13 protein-coding genes and 2 tRNA genes are annotated in these 16,868 nt (G+C 69.5%); 12 read left to right on the top strand and 3 right to left on the bottom strand.

Annotation, left to right across the window (positions count from 1 at the left end; genetic code table 11):
- Positions 1-1,068: 1,068 nt before the first annotated feature.
- The 9 genes from dnaN (at position 1,069) to OG440_RS18440 (ending at position 11,445) form a co-directional block, all read left to right on the top strand.
- Positions 1,069-2,199 carry a DNA polymerase III subunit beta gene (gene dnaN, locus OG440_RS18480; RefSeq protein WP_351761957.1) on the top strand — a complete coding sequence of 377 codons (1,131 nt, stop codon included), beginning with the start codon at positions 1,069-1,071 and terminating at the stop codon, positions 2,197-2,199.
- 202 nt (positions 2,200-2,401) lie between these two features.
- A complete protein-coding gene (gene gnd, locus OG440_RS18475; RefSeq protein WP_327184024.1) occupies positions 2,402-3,277 on the top strand; it encodes a phosphogluconate dehydrogenase (NAD(+)-dependent, decarboxylating) in 876 nt (291 codons plus the stop codon).
- A 52-nt stretch (positions 3,278-3,329) separates the two neighbouring features.
- Positions 3,330-4,451 (top strand): DNA replication/repair protein RecF, encoded by a 1,122-nt coding sequence (gene recF, locus OG440_RS18470; protein ID WP_406007918.1) that lies wholly within the window; start codon positions 3,330-3,332, stop codon positions 4,449-4,451.
- Positions 4,448-4,981, top strand: coding sequence for a DUF721 domain-containing protein (locus tag OG440_RS18465; protein WP_406007917.1), 534 nt, complete (start codon positions 4,448-4,450; stop codon positions 4,979-4,981). The genes recF and OG440_RS18465 overlap by 4 nt, the downstream gene beginning before the upstream one ends.
- Before the next feature lie 374 nt (positions 4,982-5,355).
- Positions 5,356-7,440, top strand: a complete 2,085-nt coding sequence (gyrB, locus tag OG440_RS18460) for a DNA topoisomerase (ATP-hydrolyzing) subunit B (protein WP_406007916.1) — start codon at positions 5,356-5,358, stop codon at positions 7,438-7,440.
- A 42-nt stretch (positions 7,441-7,482) separates the two neighbouring features.
- The gene (gene gyrA / locus OG440_RS18455; protein ID WP_406007915.1) at positions 7,483-10,077 is read left to right on the top strand and encodes a DNA gyrase subunit A; all 2,595 of its coding nucleotides are present in this window, start codon (positions 7,483-7,485) and stop codon (positions 10,075-10,077) included.
- An 18-nt stretch (positions 10,078-10,095) separates the two neighbouring features.
- Entirely contained in the window at positions 10,096-10,887 is a 792-nt protein-coding gene (locus OG440_RS18450) for a DUF3566 domain-containing protein (RefSeq protein ID WP_406007914.1), read from the top strand.
- 123 nt (positions 10,888-11,010) lie between these two features.
- Positions 11,011-11,084 (top strand) — tRNA-Ile (locus OG440_RS18445).
- Positions 11,085-11,124: 40 nt separating this feature from the next.
- Complete coding sequence (locus tag OG440_RS18440; RefSeq protein WP_406007913.1) at positions 11,125-11,445, top strand: hypothetical protein; 321 nt, start codon at positions 11,125-11,127, stop codon at positions 11,443-11,445.
- A gap of 130 nt (positions 11,446-11,575) precedes the next feature.
- Here OG440_RS18440 and OG440_RS18435 read toward each other — a convergent pair whose 3' ends face one another.
- Complete coding sequence (locus tag OG440_RS18435; RefSeq protein ID WP_406007912.1) at positions 11,576-11,950, bottom strand: DUF6344 domain-containing protein; 375 nt, start codon at positions 11,948-11,950, stop codon at positions 11,576-11,578.
- A gap of 349 nt (positions 11,951-12,299) precedes the next feature.
- On the opposite strand from OG440_RS18435, the gene OG440_RS18430 reads away from it, so the two are divergent.
- Both OG440_RS18430 and OG440_RS18425 read left to right on the top strand, forming a co-directional pair.
- Positions 12,300-12,428, top strand: coding sequence for a DLW-39 family protein (locus tag OG440_RS18430; protein WP_003999697.1), 129 nt, complete (start codon positions 12,300-12,302; stop codon positions 12,426-12,428).
- Between the two features lie 230 nt (positions 12,429-12,658).
- Positions 12,659-14,029 (top strand): hypothetical protein, encoded by a 1,371-nt coding sequence (locus tag OG440_RS18425; RefSeq protein ID WP_406007911.1) that lies wholly within the window; start codon positions 12,659-12,661, stop codon positions 14,027-14,029.
- On the opposite strand, the gene OG440_RS18420 is transcribed toward OG440_RS18425, so the two are convergent.
- On the bottom strand, positions 13,993-15,867 hold the full coding sequence (locus OG440_RS18420) for a protein kinase domain-containing protein (RefSeq protein WP_406007910.1): 1,875 nt from the start codon (positions 15,865-15,867) through the stop codon (positions 13,993-13,995). The genes OG440_RS18425 and OG440_RS18420 overlap by 37 nt on opposite strands.
- A gap of 156 nt (positions 15,868-16,023) precedes the next feature.
- Positions 16,024-16,572 (bottom strand): DNA-binding protein, encoded by a 549-nt coding sequence (locus OG440_RS18415; protein ID WP_189931494.1) that lies wholly within the window; start codon positions 16,570-16,572, stop codon positions 16,024-16,026.
- A 180-nt stretch (positions 16,573-16,752) separates the two neighbouring features.
- Between OG440_RS18415 and OG440_RS18410 the strand changes: the two genes are divergently transcribed.
- Positions 16,753-16,825, top strand: a tRNA-Ala gene (locus tag OG440_RS18410).
- Positions 16,826-16,868: the final 43 nt, after the last annotated feature.

Genomic DNA, 16,868 nt, shown 5'->3' with positions numbered 1-16,868 from the left:
CGGGGCGGCGTGGGGAACATGCCGACCTACGACGGCGGCCGCAGCCGGGCTTGATTCCGGGCCGGTCCCGAGCCCGTCCCGAGCCGGTCGGAGCTGGTTTCGAGCCGTTCACCAGCCGGTTTCGGGCCGTTCCCGCGCCGTTCCCGAGGCGTTCCCGAGGCGTTCCCGAGGCGCTCCCGCCCCGATCCCGGGGTGATCCAGGCCGATCCGAGCCCCGAACCGCGTCGATCCGGCGCCGGATCCGGGCCGAACCCCGGCCGGCAGCCGTCGTCCACCGCTCACCCGGTGTTCGATTAACGGCCGGGTTACGGCCACTCTCCACAGATTCGGTGACTTTTTCCCGTCCACACCCTGGGGACTGGGAAGTTGTCCAGACTGTGTCCACAGGCGCTCCGGGTGCGGGACCATCGGACCAGGTCACCTGGCTGTGGATTCGTGGACGAAGGATCTCCACAGCCTGTGGATAACAAATTGATCCACAGGCTGTGCACGAAGTTGTCCACCGGCAACCCACAGGCTGGGACCTCTTGTCCCCAGCGATCTCGGGCTTCTCCACACGTCTGTCCACTGTTCGGCAACGTGACGCGCCTCCTCACCGGGTCGAGTGAAAGGCGTCACACGAAGGTGCCGGGTTGCCCTGTGGGAAAGGTGGGAAAACCTGGGGACGCCGCTGGGGAGAACTCGCCCCCTCCTGTGCACGGAGTGTGCAGAACTTTCTGTTCTCCACAGAAGGCCCCGGTTGTCCACCGGCTCCGCCCACAGGCACGGTGGATAAAATTCCGCCTCTGAGCTGCGAAAACAGGGTTATCCACTGTATCCACAGCCCCTACTACTACTCCCAACTAGAGAGAGCGAGAAAACCGTTTAGAAGGGGGTCCTGTGCACAACTCGCTCCTCGGTGCCCGACTGCCCCTCGTCACGACTTGACCCCGAGGGGCACCGACTGTCAGTGCGGTGCGTCAGACTGGACCCCGTTGGTCCTGCCCCTCGCCGGGGCCGACCACACCGAGACAGACGACGAAGGCCAGGCAGGGCGAGAAGCGCCGGCAACAGCAGGAGGCGGCAAGAGTGAAGATCCGGGTGGAACGCGACGTACTCGCGGAGGCCGTGGCCTGGGCGGCACGCAGCCTCCCGGCCCGTCCGCCGGCGCCTGTCCTCGCCGGCCTGCTGCTGAAGGCGGAAAACGGCCAGCTGAGCCTGTCCAGCTTCGACTACGAGGTCTCCGCACGGGTCTCCGTGGACACCGAGGTCGAGGAGGAGGGCACGGTCCTCGTCTCCGGCCGGCTGCTCGCGGACATCTGCCGCGCCCTGCCCAACCGTCCGGTGGAGATCTCCACAGACGGTGTACGGGCGACGGTGGTCTGCGGTTCCTCGCGCTTCACCCTCCACACACTGCCTGTGGAGGAGTACCCGTCCCTGCCGCAGATGCCGAACGCGACGGGCACGGTCCCCGGCGAGGTCTTCGCCTCCGCAGCCGCCCAGGTCGCCATCGCCGCCGGCCGTGACGACACGCTGCCGGTCCTGACCGGTGTGCGCATCGAGATCGAGGGCGACACGGTCACGCTGGCCTCCACCGACCGCTACCGCTTCGCGGTCCGCGAGTTCCTGTGGAAGCCGGAGAACCCGGAGGCCTCCGCGGTCGCCCTGGTGCCCGCCAAGACGCTCCTGGACACCGCCAAGGCGCTCACGAGCGGCGACAGCGTCATCCTGGCGCTGTCCGGATCCGGTTCGGGTGAGGGCCTGATCGGTTTCGAGGGCGCGGGCCGGCGGACCACGACCCGCCTCCTGGAGGGCGACCTCCCGAAGTACCGCACGCTGTTCCCGACGGAGTTCAACTCCGTCGCCGTGATCGAGACCGCCCCCTTCGTGGAGGCCGTCAAGCGCGTCGCCCTGGTCGCCGAGCGCAACACCCCGGTGCGGCTCAGCTTCGAGCAGGGCGTGCTCATCCTGGAGGCCGGCTCCAGCGACGACGCACAGGCTGTGGAGCGGGTCGACGCCCAGCTCGAGGGCGACGACATCTCGATCGCCTTCAACCCGACCTTCCTGCTGGACGGCCTGAGCGCCATCGACTCCCCGGTCGCCCAGCTGTCCTTCACGACGTCCACCAAGCCCGCGCTGCTCAGCGGCAAGCCCGCGCTGGACGCGGAGGCGGACGAGGCCTACAAGTACCTGATCATGCCGGTGCGGCTCAGCGGCTGACGCCGGGCGCCGTGATCCGACCGGTCGTCCACAGGCGGTGGACGACCGGGGCGGTCCCTGGGGAGAAGCCATCGGCGAACCCCCAGGTGGAGTCGTACGTCTGAGCGCGTATGCCCACAGGTGTGCGTGAGGGTCCGGGTTTAGGCTCGGACATGGGTACGAAGGTGCCCCACACGCCACACAGCGACCTAAGGAACAACTGATGGAGCTCGGTCTCGTCGGCCTCGGCAAGATGGGCGGCAACATGCGCGAGCGGATCCGCCGCGCCGGCCACACCGTCGTCGGATTCGACCGCAACCCGGACCTCGCCGATGTCCACAGCCTCGAAGAGCTTGTGGGCAAGCTCAAGGGCCCGCGCGTGGTCTGGGTGATGGTCCCGGCCGGTGCCGCCACCCAGTCGACCGTCGACGAGCTCGCCGAGCTGCTGGAGCCGGGCGACGTCGTCGTGGACGGCGGCAACTCACGCTGGACGGACGACGAGAAGCACGCCGGGGAACTGGCCGCCAAGGGCATCGGCTTCGTCGACTGCGGTGTCTCCGGCGGCGTCTGGGGCCTGGAGAACGGCTACGCGCTGATGTACGGCGGCGACGCGGAGCACGTGGCCAAGGTGCAGCCGGTCTTCGACGCGCTCAAGCCCGAGGGCGACTTCGGCGCGGTGCACGCCGGCAAGGTCGGCGCCGGCCACTTCGCGAAGATGGTCCACAACGGCATCGAGTACGCCATGATGCAGGCCTACGCCGAGGGCTGGGAGCTGCTGGAGAAGGTCGACTCCGTCACGGACGTGCGCGAGGTCTTCCGGTCCTGGCAGGAGGGCACGGTCATCCGGTCCTGGCTGCTCGACCTGGCCGTCAACGCCCTCGACGAGGACGAGCACCTCGACAAGCTGCGCGGCTTCGCGCAGGACTCCGGCGAGGGCCGCTGGACGGTCGAGGCCGCCATCGACAACGCCGTGCCGCTGCCCGCCATCACGGCCTCGCTGTTCGCGCGGTTCGCCTCCCGTCAGGAGGACTCGCCGCAGATGAAGATGATCGCGGCGCTGCGCAACCAGTTCGGCGGCCACGCGGTCGAGAAGAAGTAGTCCACAGGGTCGCCCCGCGATCCACAACCCTGGGGGAGGTCGGCGAACGACCATGCACGTCACGCATCTGTCGCTGGCCGACTTCCGCTCGTACGCCCGGGTCGAGGTTCCGCTCGACCCGGGCGTCACCTCTTTCGTGGGCCCCAACGGGCAGGGCAAGACGAACCTCGTCGAGGCCGTCGGCTATCTCGCCACCCTCGGCAGCCACCGGGTCGCCTCGGACGCGCCCCTGGTCCGCATGGGTGCCGACCGGGCGATCATCCGGGCCCAGATCAGGCAGGGCGAGCGGCAGCAGCTGGTCGAGCTGGAGCTGAATCCCGGCAAGGCCAACCGCGCCCGCATCAACAGGTCCTCGCAGGTCAGGCCGCGTGACGTGCTGGGCATCGTACGGACCGTGCTGTTCGCGCCCGAGGATCTCGCGCTGATCAAGGGCGACCCCGGTGAACGGCGCCGCTTCCTCGACGAGCTGATCACCGCGCGCTCCCCGCGGATGGCGGGCGTGCGCTCGGACTACGAGCGGGTGCTCAAGCAGCGCAACACGCTCCTGAAGTCGGCCGCGCTCGCCCGGCGGCACGGCGGCCGTTCCATGGACCTGTCGACCCTCGACGTGTGGGACCAGCACCTCGCGCGCGTGGGCGCCGAGCTGCTCGCCCAGCGCCTCGACCTGATCGCCGCGATCCAGCCGCTCGCCGACAAGGCGTACGAGCAGCTGGCGCCCGGCGGCGGTCCGGTGGCGCTGGAGTACAAGTCGTCGGCGCCCGGTGAGGCACACACGCGTGAGGACCTCTACGGGCAGCTGATGGCCGCGCTCGCGGACGTCCGCAAGCAGGAGATCGAACGCGGCGTGACCCTGGTGGGCCCGCACCGGGACGACGTGGTGCTCAAGCTCGGTCAGCTGCCCGCCAAGGGGTATGCCTCGCACGGTGAGTCCTGGTCGTACGCGCTGGCCCTGCGGCTGGCCTCGTACGACCTGCTGCGGGCGGAGGGCAACGAGCCGGTGCTGGTGCTGGACGACGTCTTCGCCGAGCTGGACGTCCGCCGGCGGGAACGGCTGGCCGAGCTGGTGGCGCCCGGCGAGCAGGTGCTGGTGACGGCGGCGGTCGACGACGACGTACCGCACGCGCTCGCGGGCGCCAGGTACGCCGTCAGCGAGGGGACGGTGGAGCGCGTATGACCGCCGACGAGCCCGCGAAGCGGGTTCCCGAGCCGTCCGGTGTCGACCTCGCGCGGGTGGCGCTCAGGGCGGCCCGCGAACAGGCACGCGCGCGTGGGGACGCGGCTCAGCAGAAGAAGCAGGCGCGGCGTGGCGGCGGTCTGCGCTCCGGCGCGCGCGCGGACGGACGCGACCCCATGGCGCTGGGCGCGGCGATCAACCGCTTGCTCAACGAGCGGGGGTGGGAGGCACCGGCGGCGGTGGGCGGTGTGATGGGCCGGTGGCCGCAGATCGTCGGTGAGGACGTGGCCAAGCACTGCGTGCCCGAGAAGTACGACGAGGACGAGCGGACGCTGATCGTGCGCTGCGACTCGACGGCCTGGGCGACGAACCTGCGACTGCTCGCGCCGACGTTGGTCGCGCGCCTCAACGAGGATCTGGGGCACGGGACGGTGCGGCAGATCAAGGTGCTCGGTCCCAACGGCCCCGCACGCCGCTACGGCCCCCTCAGAGCCCCTGGGAGCACGGGTCCCGGGGATACCTACGGGTGACGTGCGTCACGCTTTGCCAGGCCGGGAGGGTCCCGTGGGGACCGCCCGGCCTTCGTTTCGTGTGACCGCGTGCGGGTGCGAATCCGGACCTGACTCCCAAGTAGCCAAGGGTTGACGCCCGAAAGCGCTGAGTGCCTCCGTGAGCCTCTTGGAGCCCCCTTCCGTATATCGGGACCCGGAAGAGACCGGTTGAGGGCGGCACATGCGGACTCAGGTACCGGCAAACCCCCATCAGTGTCAGTGCTACCGGTAGACTGGAAGCCAATCCCGCCCCGAACGTGGGGACCGCCCGGGAGAAGCTGAGCAACGCTGATCAAGGCTTACCAACGCAACATGCCGCAGCCGCTCCGGCAACCTGCCGACGAGCCTGGCTGGTGCTGTGCCAGAAAGGGCGCTTCGTGGCCGATTCCGGCAACCCCAACGAGAACATCCCGTCCACCGACGCCGGCGCGAGCGGCGGGGCAGCCGCCTCGACCAGCGAGGTCACCACCTCGTACGACGCCAGCGCCATTACCGTCCTCGAGGGTCTGGACGCGGTCCGCAAGCGACCCGGTATGTACATCGGCTCGACCGGCGAGCGCGGCCTGCACCACCTCGTGTACGAGGTCGTCGACAACTCGGTCGACGAGGCGCTGGCCGGCCACGCGGACACCATCGACGTGACGATCCTCGCCGACGGCGGTGTCCGCGTCATCGACAACGGCCGCGGCATCCCGGTGGGCATCGTGGCGTCCGAGGGCAAGCCCGCCCTCGAGGTCGTGCTGACCGTGCTGCACGCGGGCGGCAAGTTCGGCGGCGGCGGCTACGCGGTCTCCGGTGGTCTGCACGGCGTCGGCGTCTCGGTCGTGAACGCCCTGTCGAGCAAGGTCGCGGTCGAGGTGAAGACCGACGGCCACCGCCACACGCAGGACTACAAGATGGGCGTTCCGACGGCCCCCCTCGTCAAGCACGAGGCCACGGACGAGACGGGCACGTCGGTCACCTTCTGGGCCGACGCGGACATCTTCGAGACCACGGAGTACTCCTTCGAGACGCTCTCGCGGCGCTTCCAGGAGATGGCGTTCCTCAACAAGGGTCTGACGCTCAAACTCACCGACGAGCGCGAGTCGGCGAAGGCCACCGCCGGTGCGGACGAGGCGGGTGCGGACGAGAAGGACGAGGTCAAGACCGTCACGTACCACTACGAGGGCGGCATCGTCGACTTCGTGAAGTACCTCAACTCCCGCAAGGGCGACGTGGTGCACCCGACGGTGATCGACCTCGAGGCGGAGGACAAGGAGAAGAGCCTCTCCCTCGAAGTCGCCATGCAGTGGAACAGCGGTTACAGCGAGGGCGTGTACTCCTTCGCCAACATCATCCACACGCATGAGGGCGGCACGCACGAGGAGGGCTTCCGCTCGGCGTTGACGAACCTGGTCAACAAGTACGCGCGGGACAAGAAGCTGCTGCGCGAGAAGGACGACAACCTCACGGGTGACGACATCCGCGAGGGTCTGACCGCGATCATCTCCGTCAAGCTGAGCGAGCCCCAGTTCGAGGGCCAGACGAAGACCAAGCTGGGCAACACGGAGGCGAAGACCTTCGTCCAGAAGGCGGTCTACGAGCACCTCAACGACTGGCTGGACCGCAACCCGGTGGAGGCGGCGGACATCGTCCGCAAGGGCATCCAGGCGGCCACCGCGCGCGTGGCGGCCCGCAAGGCCCGCGACCTCACCCGTCGCAAGGGCCTGCTGGAGTCGGCGTCCCTGCCGGGCAAGCTCTCCGACTGTCAGTCGAACGATCCCATTAAGTGCGAGATCTTCATCGTCGAGGGTGACTCCGCCGGCGGCTCGGCCAAGTCCGGCCGCAACCCGCAGTACCAGGCGATCCTCCCGATCCGAGGCAAGATCCTCAACGTCGAGAAGGCGCGGATCGACAAGATCCTGCAGAACCAGGAGATCCAGGCGCTGATCTCCGCCTTCGGCACCGGTGTGCACGAGGACTTCGACATCTCCAAGCTCCGCTATCACAAGATCATTCTGATGGCGGACGCCGACGTCGACGGCCAGCACATCAACACCCTGCTGCTGACCTTCCTGTTCCGCTTCATGCGGCCGCTGGTCGAGGCCGGGCACGTGTTCCTGTCCCGCCCCCCGCTCTACAAGATCAAGTGGGGTCGGGAGGACATCGAGTACGCGTACTCCGACCGTGAGCGCGACGCGCTGCTCGAGATGGGCCGCCAGCGCGGCAAGCGCGTGCGCGAGGACTCGATCCAGCGCTTCAAGGGCCTCGGTGAGATGAACGCCGAGGAGCTGCGCATCACGACCATGGACCAGGAGCACCGCGTACTCGGCCAGGTCACCCTCGACGACGCCGCCCAGGCCGACGACCTGTTCTCGGTCCTGATGGGCGAGGACGTCGAAGCGCGCCGCGCCTTCATCCAGCGCAACGCCAAGGACGTCCGGTTCCTCGACATCTGAGTCGGTCTCAGCTGACCGCGTCAGAAAGGATTCTCACCAGCAATGACCGACGAGAACACTCCCGTCACCCCTGAAGAGGGCGGCGACGTCGTGATGCGTATCGAGCCCGTCGGGCTCGAGACGGAGATGCAGCGTTCGTATCTCGACTACGCGATGTCCGTCATCGTCTCCCGCGCGCTGCCGGACGTCCGGGACGGCCTCAAGCCCGTCCACCGGCGCGTCCTGTACGCCATGTACGACGGCGGCTACCGGCCCGAGAAGGGCTTCTACAAGTGCGCCCGCGTCGTCGGCGACGTGATGGGCAACTACCACCCGCACGGCGACTCCTCGATCTACGACGCGCTGGTCCGTCTCGCACAGCCGTGGTCGATGCGGATGCCGCTGGTGGACTCCAACGGCAACTTCGGATCTCCCGGCAACGACCCGGCGGCCGCCATGCGGTACACCGAGTGCAAGATGATGCCGCTGTCCATGGAGATGGTCCGCGACATCGACGAGGAGACCGTCGACTTCACGGACAACTACGACGGCCGCTCCCAGGAGCCGACCGTCCTGCCGGCCCGCTTCCCGAACCTGCTGATCAACGGTTCGGCCGGTATCGCGGTCGGCATGGCGACCAACATCCCCTCGCACAACCTGCGCGAGGTCGCGGCCGGCGCCCAGTGGTACCTGGAGAACCCCGAGGCCTCGCACGAGGAGCTGCTGGACGCCCTCCTCGAGCGCATCAAGGGACCGGACTTCCCGACCGGCGCCCTCGTCGTCGGGCGCAAGGGCATCGAGGAGGCGTACCGCACGGGTCGCGGCTCCATCACGATGCGCGCGGTCGTCGAGGTCGAGGAGATCCAGAACCGCCAGTGCCTGGTGGTCACGGAACTGCCGTTCCAGGTGAACCCGGACAACCTCGCGCAGAAGATCGCCGACCTGGTGAAGGACGCCAAGATCGGCGGCATCGCCGACGTCCGTGACGAGACGTCGTCGCGTACGGGCCAGCGTCTGGTCATCGTCCTGAAGCGGGACGCGGTCGCCAAGGTCGTGCTCAACAACCTGTACAAGCACACGGACCTCCAGTCGAACTTCGGCGCCAACATGCTGGCCCTGGTCGACGGGGTCCCGCGCACCCTCTCCCTGGACGCGTTCATCCGTCACTGGGTGGCGCACCAGATCGAGGTCATCGTCCGCCGTACGCGCTTCCGGCTGCGCAAGGCCGAGGAGCGGGCGCACATCCTGCGCGGCCTGCTGAAGGCCCTGGACGCCATCGACGAGGTCATCGCGCTGATCCGGCGCAGCGACACCGTCGACATCGCGCGCACGGGCCTGATGGAGCTCCTGGAGATCGACGAGATCCAGGCCAACGCCATCCTCGAGATGCAGTTGCGCCGGCTGGCCGCCCTGGAGCGCCAGAAGATCATCCAGGAGCACGACGAACTCCAGGCGAAGATCACCGAGTACAACGCGATCCTGGCCTCGCCGGTCCGCCAGCGCGGCATCGTGAGCGAGGAACTGGCGGCGATCGTCGAGAAGTACGGCGACGACCGCAAGACGATGCTGGTGCCCTACGACGGTGACATGTCCATCGAGGACCTGATCGCCGAAGAGGACATCGTCGTCACCATCTCGCGCGGTGGCTACGTCAAGCGCACGAAGACGGACGACTACCGCTCCCAGAAGCGCGGCGGCAAGGGCGTACGCGGGGCGAAGCTCAAGGAAGACGACATCGTCGACCACTTCTTCGTCTCCACCACGCACCACTGGCTGCTGTTCTTCACCAACAAGGGCCGGGTGTACCGGGCGAAGGCGTACGAGCTTCCCGACGCCGGCCGCGACGCGCGTGGCCAGCACGTGGCGAACCTGCTGGCCTTCCAGCCGGACGAGGCGATCGCCGAGATCCTCGCGATCCGCGACTACGAGGCGGCGCCCTACCTGGTGCTGGCCACCAAGGGCGGCCTGGTCAAGAAGACGCCTCTGAAGGATTACGATTCGCCGCGTGCCGGTGGTGTCATCGCGATCAACCTCCGTGAGACGGAGGACGGTTCCGACGACGAACTGATCGGAGCCGAACTCGTCTCGGCCGACGACGATCTGCTTCTGATCAGCAAGAAGGCGCAGTCGATCCGGTTCACCGCCACGGACGAATCCCTGCGGCCCATGGGCCGTGCCACCTCGGGTGTCAAGGGCATGAGCTTCCGTGAGGGAGACCAGCTGCTCTCGATGAATGTTGTTCGACCCGGTACGTTCGTGTTCACTGCCACAGACGGCGGGTACGCGAAGCGGACCGCCGTCGACGAGTACCGCGTCCAGGGTCGCGGCGGCCTGGGTATCAAGGCCGCCAAGATCGTCGAGGACCGCGGTTCTCTCGTCGGCGCGCTGGTGGTCGAGGAGACCGACGAGATCCTCGCCATCACGCTGTCCGGCGGTGTGATTCGTACGCGAGTCAACGAGGTCAGGGAGACGGGCCGTGACACCATGGGCGTCCAACTGATCAACCTGGGCAAGCGCGATGCCGTCGTCGGTATCGCACGTAACGCCGAGGCGGGGCGCGAGGCGGAGGAGGTCGACGGCGAGGTCGCCGTGGACGAGACCGCCGAGGCAGCCACGACCACCGGCACGGACGAGGGTGAGTCGCCCTCCTCCGAGTAGCACGAGGAGAGAGTCATCGTGAGCGGAGCCACGGGCGCCGGTACGTCTGCCGGTACGGGCAAGAACGGCGGCGGCCGTGGCTCCGCCGCGCCGACGGGGGACGCGCGTACGACCGACGCGCGGGGCGCGGGGGCCGACGGGCGTGCGGCGGACACCCACACGACCCAGTTGAAGGCCATCAAGCCCCCTGCGGCCGACTCGCCCTCACCCTCGACCGACACGCAAGGATCGAAGGGATCCCAGGGGGGAACCGTGACGGACACCAGAGGCACGCAGGCCCAGCAGGAGGCGTCGCCGCTCCCCGGTGAGCGGCAGCCGCCGCAGCAGGCCGCCGGGCCCTACCACCCGCCGCAGGCCTACCCGGCGCAGGCGTCCGCGGCACCTGCCGCGGCCGGCGCCGCCGTACGGCGGCCGCGGACCGGCGCCCGCACCACGCCTCGGGTGCGCAAGGCGCGGCTGCGCGTGGCGAAGGCCGACCCCTGGTCGGTGATGAAGGTCAGCTTCCTGCTCTCCATCGCGCTGGGCATCTGCACGATCGTCGCGGCCGCCGTGCTGTGGATGGTCATGGACGCGATGGGCGTCTTCTCGACGGTCGGCGGCACGGTCTCGGAGGCGACCGGCTCGAACGAGTCGAACGGCTTCGACCTCCAGTCGTTCCTGTCGCTCTCCCACGTCCTGATGTTCACGGCGATCATCGCGGTCATCGACGTAGTCCTCGCGACCGCGCTGGCGACCCTCGGCGCGTTCATCTACAACCTGTCCGCGGGCTTCGTCGGCGGCGTCGAGCTGACGCTCGCCGAGGACGAGTGACCTTTGCCGTCATAGCGGTTCCAAACCCTGCTGTGCGTCCCGCGACTATCGATTTTGGGACTGCGCACGTCGTGCGCTAATCTTCAGGAGTCAGCGCGCGGGACACACACCGCAAAGCGCGGCGGGGCTATAGCTCAGTTGGTTAGAGCGCATCCCTGATAAGGATGAGGCCACAGGTTCAAATCCTGTTAGCCCCACATACGAGAAGGCCCCCGGACCATCGGTCCGGGGGTCTTTTTGACGTCACCGGGGCCGGGCCGAGGGCTCGAGGGCGAGTGGGACGGGCTACGTACGGTCGGGGGCGTCACCGTCGGGCTGCTCGTCCGGGGTGTGCTCACCGTGGTGGGGCTGGCGGCTGTGCCGGCCGCGTCCGCCACCGCCTGCACGGCGGTCACGCCGGCCGGTGCCGCCCACCTGGCCTTCCTCGGCACCTACGTGCTGTTGCTGGCCAAGGCCCGCGCGTTCTTCCAGAGGCCCGTCGTGCGGCGGGTCATCGACAGGGTCACCGGCGTCGTTCTGATCGGATTCGGCATCAAGGTTGCCGCGACGCAGCCCTGACCGTTCCGTCATGGTGGCGGGGCATGGCGAAGGCCCGGTTGCTCCTGGGGAGCTGCCGGGCCTGCTCGTGCGGCTGTACGCGAGTTCGCCGTTACGTCGGGGGAGAGGTGGCACATGGCGTGCCGGGGGCTCAGCGCTGGAGCGGGGTGGCCGGCTCGGCGGGGTCCACGGGGTCTGCGGGGTCGCAGGAAGCGGTGGTGTGCTCGGCCGCTTCCGTGTCCGGGAGGCCGCGGTGGCGGCAGCTGGGGGACTTGCCGTGTGCCTCGGCGTGGATGCGCTGCTTCATCGTGGGGGGCAGGGAGCGGGCTTGGGCCCACACCCAGGGAGCCGCGACCGTGGGCCACGCCGTGGTGTCCGCGGTGGTGACGCTCTCGCTGCGGCGCGTCGGAGCGGTCTGTGCCGTCGCCGTGGCGGCGGTCGTCGTGATGAGTCCGAGCGCCGTGCACAGCGCGAGGAAGGCGGTGACGATGGCGGTCCACAGCTTCATGACCCGGTTCTCGGGCATGGCCCCTCACTTTCGGGTTGGGCGATTTGCGTACTTTCCTCATGATGTGTATGGGCGGCTCGAAGTGGTGGACCGACGCTCGCGGCGTGGCGTTGTTCTGATGAACACCACCCGGATGGGCGCAAGGAGCTCTAAAAGCGGAGAAGTGAGGATCAGATGGGATGAGTACGGGCAAATGTCACCGTCCGTACGGGTGTGATCACCCTCCGGCCCGAGTGCCGCGATGCGCTTCTACTGCGCTGCCGAGGGCGGGAGTTGAGGGGCGGACGCAGGTCACCGATCGGTCTCGGTCGGTGTGTATAGTCGGGCGCCAGAGGTCCCTCACGTCAAGGAAAGACGAGGTCGCGCGGTGAAGAAGCTTCTCCTGGTCGCACTGGCCGCCATCGGCGGGCTCCTCGTGTACCGCCAGATCCAGGCGGATCGCGCCGAGCAGGATCTGTGGACGGAGGCGACTGACTCCGTGCCCACGGGTTCGTGAGTATCGATACCGAAGACTGAACAGACCCCGGCCGCCGCTCGCGGTCGGGGTTTTGTGTTGCGGATCCTCCGGCCCGCGATTATAGGCGGGCTTTTCGGACGCCCGTACGGAATGCGGGGGTGGCACGCGCGCGTGCGGGGGAGGATGGCCCACGTTCGGTCCAAGGCGAGGGGGCGGGGTCGATGACCCGGCGAACGGGGCGTGCGGAGCGTATGGGGCGTGGAGCGGCCGTGTGGCGAGCCGGAGTGCGGGCCGTGATGCGGAGCACGGTCGTGGGAGCGGTGCTCTGTGTGTCGTCGGCGGTGCTGCCCGCGGGGATCGCCGTGGCCGCGCCGGACGTCCCTTCTTACGCCTTCGCCGACGACGTCCGCAGCGCCCCCGCGGCGACGGGAACCACCGGTGCCGCCCGGCTGGAACCCGGCGCGACGTACCGGAGCGCCCTTCAGGGCGAGGACAGGGCCTACTACCGCCTCGAACTCGACGGCACGTCGAACGTGTACGTCTCCGTCACGGCGATCCCGCGCGCGGAAGCCACGCTCCTGGCCGGGGACGGGATCAGCGTCTCCGTACAGGACGCCGACAGCACCACGTGCTCCTCCGACTCCGTGACCGTCGGAACCGCCAGGAGTCCCCAGCCGCTCACCGCCTGGGGGGCGCGCGAGCTCATGCCCGGCAAGGGACTGTGTCGGCAGGCCGGTACGTACTACGTCGTCGTCGAGCGCACCGGCACCGGCGGTGGTGAAGAGGAGACGGACCTCTCGGACGCCCTGCCCTGGGACCTGGAGCTCGCGCCCGTCTCCGAGGCGCCCCTGGCGAAGGCGGCCGCCACGCGCGTGCCCGAGGCGTGGGACTCCGCCACGCCCCCGCCACCGGTGGACGAACCCGTCTCCGTACGGGGCGGGGCGGGCTTCGCCGAGGCGACCGCCGTGAAACAGGGTGTGCGGAGCGACGAGATCGTCCCCGGGCAGACCCTCTTCTACAAGGTCCCCGTCGACTGGGGGCAGCAACTGTCCGCCAGCGTCGACCTGGGCAGCGCGGACAAGAACTCCGGGTATGTGGTCGACGCCCTGGACCTGACGCTCTACAACCCCGTGCGCGCCTCGGTCAAGGACACCGGCATCGGCTACGGCGGCAGCCAGAAGTCGGCCTCGCTGCCACCGGTCCCGCCGGTCAGATACGTCAACCGGTACGCGCCGACCGACCCCACGAAGTCCCTTCGGTTCGCCGGCTCCTACTACCTGGTGGTGCACCTCGCCGCGCAGGTCGCCGAGAGTTTCGGCGAGGGGCCCTACGGGCTGACCCTGCGGGTCCGTCTCGGCGGCAGCACCCAGGCCGGTCCGGGATACGCGCAGCAGTCGGTGCCCCGCGGGTTCTTCGACGTGGGTGCGCCGGACCCCGTGCCCTCGACGGTCGGGAGTGTGGTGGGCGCCGACGCGCCGGGTGACGGTGCCTCGGGCGGCGACCCCGCGATGAAGGCGGTCGCCGTGGGCGGCATCGGCACCGGAAGCCTGCTGCTGACGGTGCTCGGGGTGTGGACACTCACCGCCCGGCGCAGAGCGGCGGCTCAGATCCGCGTCAACGCCCAGAACCCCACGGCGTAGCAGGCCAGCGCGAGCAACAGCAGCGGCAGCGCGACCTTGGCGGGCGGCCCCGGACGCCCACGGCGGGCGGCACGGTGCCCTCGGCGACGGCCCTGCGGCGAGACAGCCTGCGGGGCGGACGCGACCATCGGGCCGTGTGGGCTGTGTGGGCGCTGAGGGTCCTGAGGGTCCTGACGGTCCTGAGCGGTGTACGAGGCGGTGGAGACCTCGCCGTGCCGCCCACGCGTGGGCAGCACGAAGGTGGGGTCGTACGGGGGCGCGGCCATGGGGCCGGGCGTCGGTGCGTAGGCGGGGGGATGCGGAGTGGAGGGCTCCGGGGGTACCGAGCCGGAAAAGGTGCCGATCGCCGCTTGCGGGGGCGGGAGGTGGAAGCTGCCGGTGTCCGACATGGATGCAGGAGCGGGCGCCGGGGCGGGCGCCGGGGGGTGGGCGGCCGACCCTGATGTCGGTCGCGTGGGGCGACGCGGATCGGTGGGCACGGAGTCCGGGTGCCGCCGTGGGTCGCTTACCGAGCCCGTCCCCGAGTCCCTGCCTGATCTCGTACCCGTACCCGTACCCGTACCCGTGTCGGGGCGGCCGGGATCAGGTGCTTCGTCGGGCCGGGAGGGCAGGCCGCTTGTGCCCGGATGGGCAGGAGTGAAGGGCGCCGCCGGGCCGGAAGGCCGGGATCCGGTGCCCGCGGGGCCCGCACCGGGGGGCAGTCCCGGACGTGCGGGCAGCGAACCGGTGTCGCGGCCGGCCTGGCGGGGCGCACCGTCCGACGGATCCGGACCGGAAGCGGAGCCGGGCCCGGCCGCCTCGGGTGCGGTGCCCGGATGACCCGTATCGGATGCGCTGTGCGGGGAGTTCGGGTCGGGTGCGGTGGCTTGACGGCCCTGCTCGGGGGCGGTGTGGGGGGCCAGGGGCAGGACGGTGGAGTGCCTCGCTGGGCTTGAGGGGTTGGGGGGCTTGGGGAGATGTGGTGGGCCGTCGGGGCCGAAACCCGGTGGCAGGGGCCCGAGTTGGTCGAATATCTCGATCAGTTCGTCGTCCGGGCCGGGTTCGGGCAGGAGCTCGACGGCCGCCGCGAGCGCCTTGCGCGCCCCCGTCGCCGTACGGAAGCGCGCCTGCGGGTCTGGCTGGAGCAGGGTGGCGACCACCTGCCACAGCGGCTCCGGAACGCTCTTGGGGGCGCCCGGCGTCCCGTGCTCCGCGAAGTACTGGACGAGTGCCTTGGCGTCCGGCTTGGCGCCCTCCAGCAGATACAGCGCGACCAGGCCGACGGCGAACAGGTCGGCGGGGAAGTCCGGTTCGGCGCCCAGCATCTGCTCGGGCGCGAGGTAACCAGGCGTTCCGACCACGAGATTGGTCTCGGTCAGCCGGGGCTCGCCCAGCCGCATCGCGATGCCGAAGTCGGAGAGTCTGAGGCGCGGCCGGGCCGTACCGGTGGCCTCCAGCAGGATGTTGGCGGGTTTGATGTCGCGGTGCACGACGCCTTCCGCGTGGACCGCGGTGAGCCCGGAGAGCAACTGGTCGAGCAACGTGCACACGAAGACCGGGGGCAACGGGCCGTAGTCGCCGACGAGATGGACCAGTGAACCGCCGGCCACCAGATCCATGGTGAACAGGACCTTGTCGTCGTCGGCGGCCCAGCTGGCGGGCGCGAGCACATGGGGGTGGTCGATCCGCAGTGCCTGCTCGCGGACGAAACGCAGCAGCGCGTGCGCGTCGCGCTGCTGGAGCACCTTGGCGGCCACATAGCGGCGGCGGCGGTGGTCCCAGGCACGCCAGACCGCGCCGACCCCTCCGCGACCGATCGGGTCGGCCAGTTCGTACCGTCCGGCGAAGACCTCACCCATGGCTGTGCGTCGCTCCTCCCCCTGGTCCCGCTCGGGTCTCCCCCTCTGCTTCCCCCGCGATGAGCGATACGACCCCCGTCCGCCCCGCCGCTTCCCGATCCCCTGGGTTGCCGACCGCCCGGCTGCCGAACCCCCTTCGGCTGCCGGGCCGAGGGCTCAGCTCTGGTGGGACTGGTAGTGCGTGACCGCGTCGGAGGTACGGCCGGCGCCGTACACCCGGAGGAACTCTGCCAGTTCCGGGTGGGTCGGGGCGAGAGTGTCGGCGGCGTCGATGATGTCGCCGGCGGCGGCCACCGAGCGCAGCAGGGACTGGATCTCGCGGACGACCCGCTTGACCGTGGGCGCGCCCGAACCACTCGTCGTTTGTGTGGTGTTGCTGAGCACCGAGCCCCCCTGCGACCGCTTGATCTCGTCCATGCGTTCCGTCGCCTCGGCGGCGCTGACGCTGCCGTCCGCGACCTGCGCCGCCAACTCCTGGAGCAGCTGCACCCGCTGCACCACCGCCGGGTTGCCGATCTTCGCCCGCTGACCGCTCATCAGCTGCGACAGCATCGGCGCCGAGAGTCCCAGCACCCCGGCGAGACGGGCCTGGTTGAGGCCGAGATCGTCGATGAGCTTACGGAAGAGCGCCCCCAGCGGCTCTCCGTACCAGTTCCGCTGAAGTTCCCGCGCTCTCGCGGTCGCTTCCTGCTGTGCGGCGTCCATTGCGTCTCCCCATCGCTTCCCCAGAAACCGCGGTTCGCTGTAGCGAACCGCGTCCGAGCATCTTACGGAGAGTGGTCATCCGCGGGGACCCCCCATCTTTTTGCGAGATACCCCGGGTGACCCGGTACTCTGGTCTGCGGCGCCCGCCGGTTCGAGGTTTTCCGGCCGGACGTCTCTTGCGGGGCCTTAGCTCAGTTGGTAGAGCGCTGTCTTTGCATGGCAGATGTCAGGGGTTCGACTCCCCTAGGCTCCACACACAAGACCCCGCCCACCTGCGCAAACGCAGGTGGGCGGGG

The organism is Streptomyces sp. NBC_00637, from assembly GCF_045161545.1.
Taxonomy (GTDB): Bacteria; Actinomycetota; Actinomycetes; order Streptomycetales; family Streptomycetaceae; genus Streptomyces.
Note: the sequence above shows the minus strand (reverse complement) of the source record. Positions and strands in the feature narration are given on the sequence as shown.

Bases quoted from the DNA above. Each gene is read 5' to 3' on its own strand.
- gnd (WP_327184024.1), top strand. From the start codon at position 2,402: ATGGAGCTCGGTCTCGTCGGCCTCGGCAAGATGGGCGGCAACATGCGC.
- recF (WP_406007918.1), top strand. From the start codon at position 3,330: ATGCACGTCACGCATCTGTCGCTGGCCGACTTCCGCTCGTACGCCCGG.
- OG440_RS18465 (WP_406007917.1), top strand. From the start codon at position 4,448: ATGACCGCCGACGAGCCCGCGAAGCGGGTTCCCGAGCCGTCCGGTGTC.
- gyrA (WP_406007915.1), top strand. From the start codon at position 7,483: ATGACCGACGAGAACACTCCCGTCACCCCTGAAGAGGGCGGCGACGTC.
- OG440_RS18435 (WP_406007912.1), bottom strand. From the start codon at position 11,950: ATGCCCGAGAACCGGGTCATGAAGCTGTGGACCGCCATCGTCACCGCC.
- OG440_RS18420 (WP_406007910.1), bottom strand. From the start codon at position 15,867: ATGGGTGAGGTCTTCGCCGGACGGTACGAACTGGCCGACCCGATCGGT.
- OG440_RS18415 (WP_189931494.1), bottom strand. From the start codon at position 16,572: ATGGACGCCGCACAGCAGGAAGCGACCGCGAGAGCGCGGGAACTTCAG.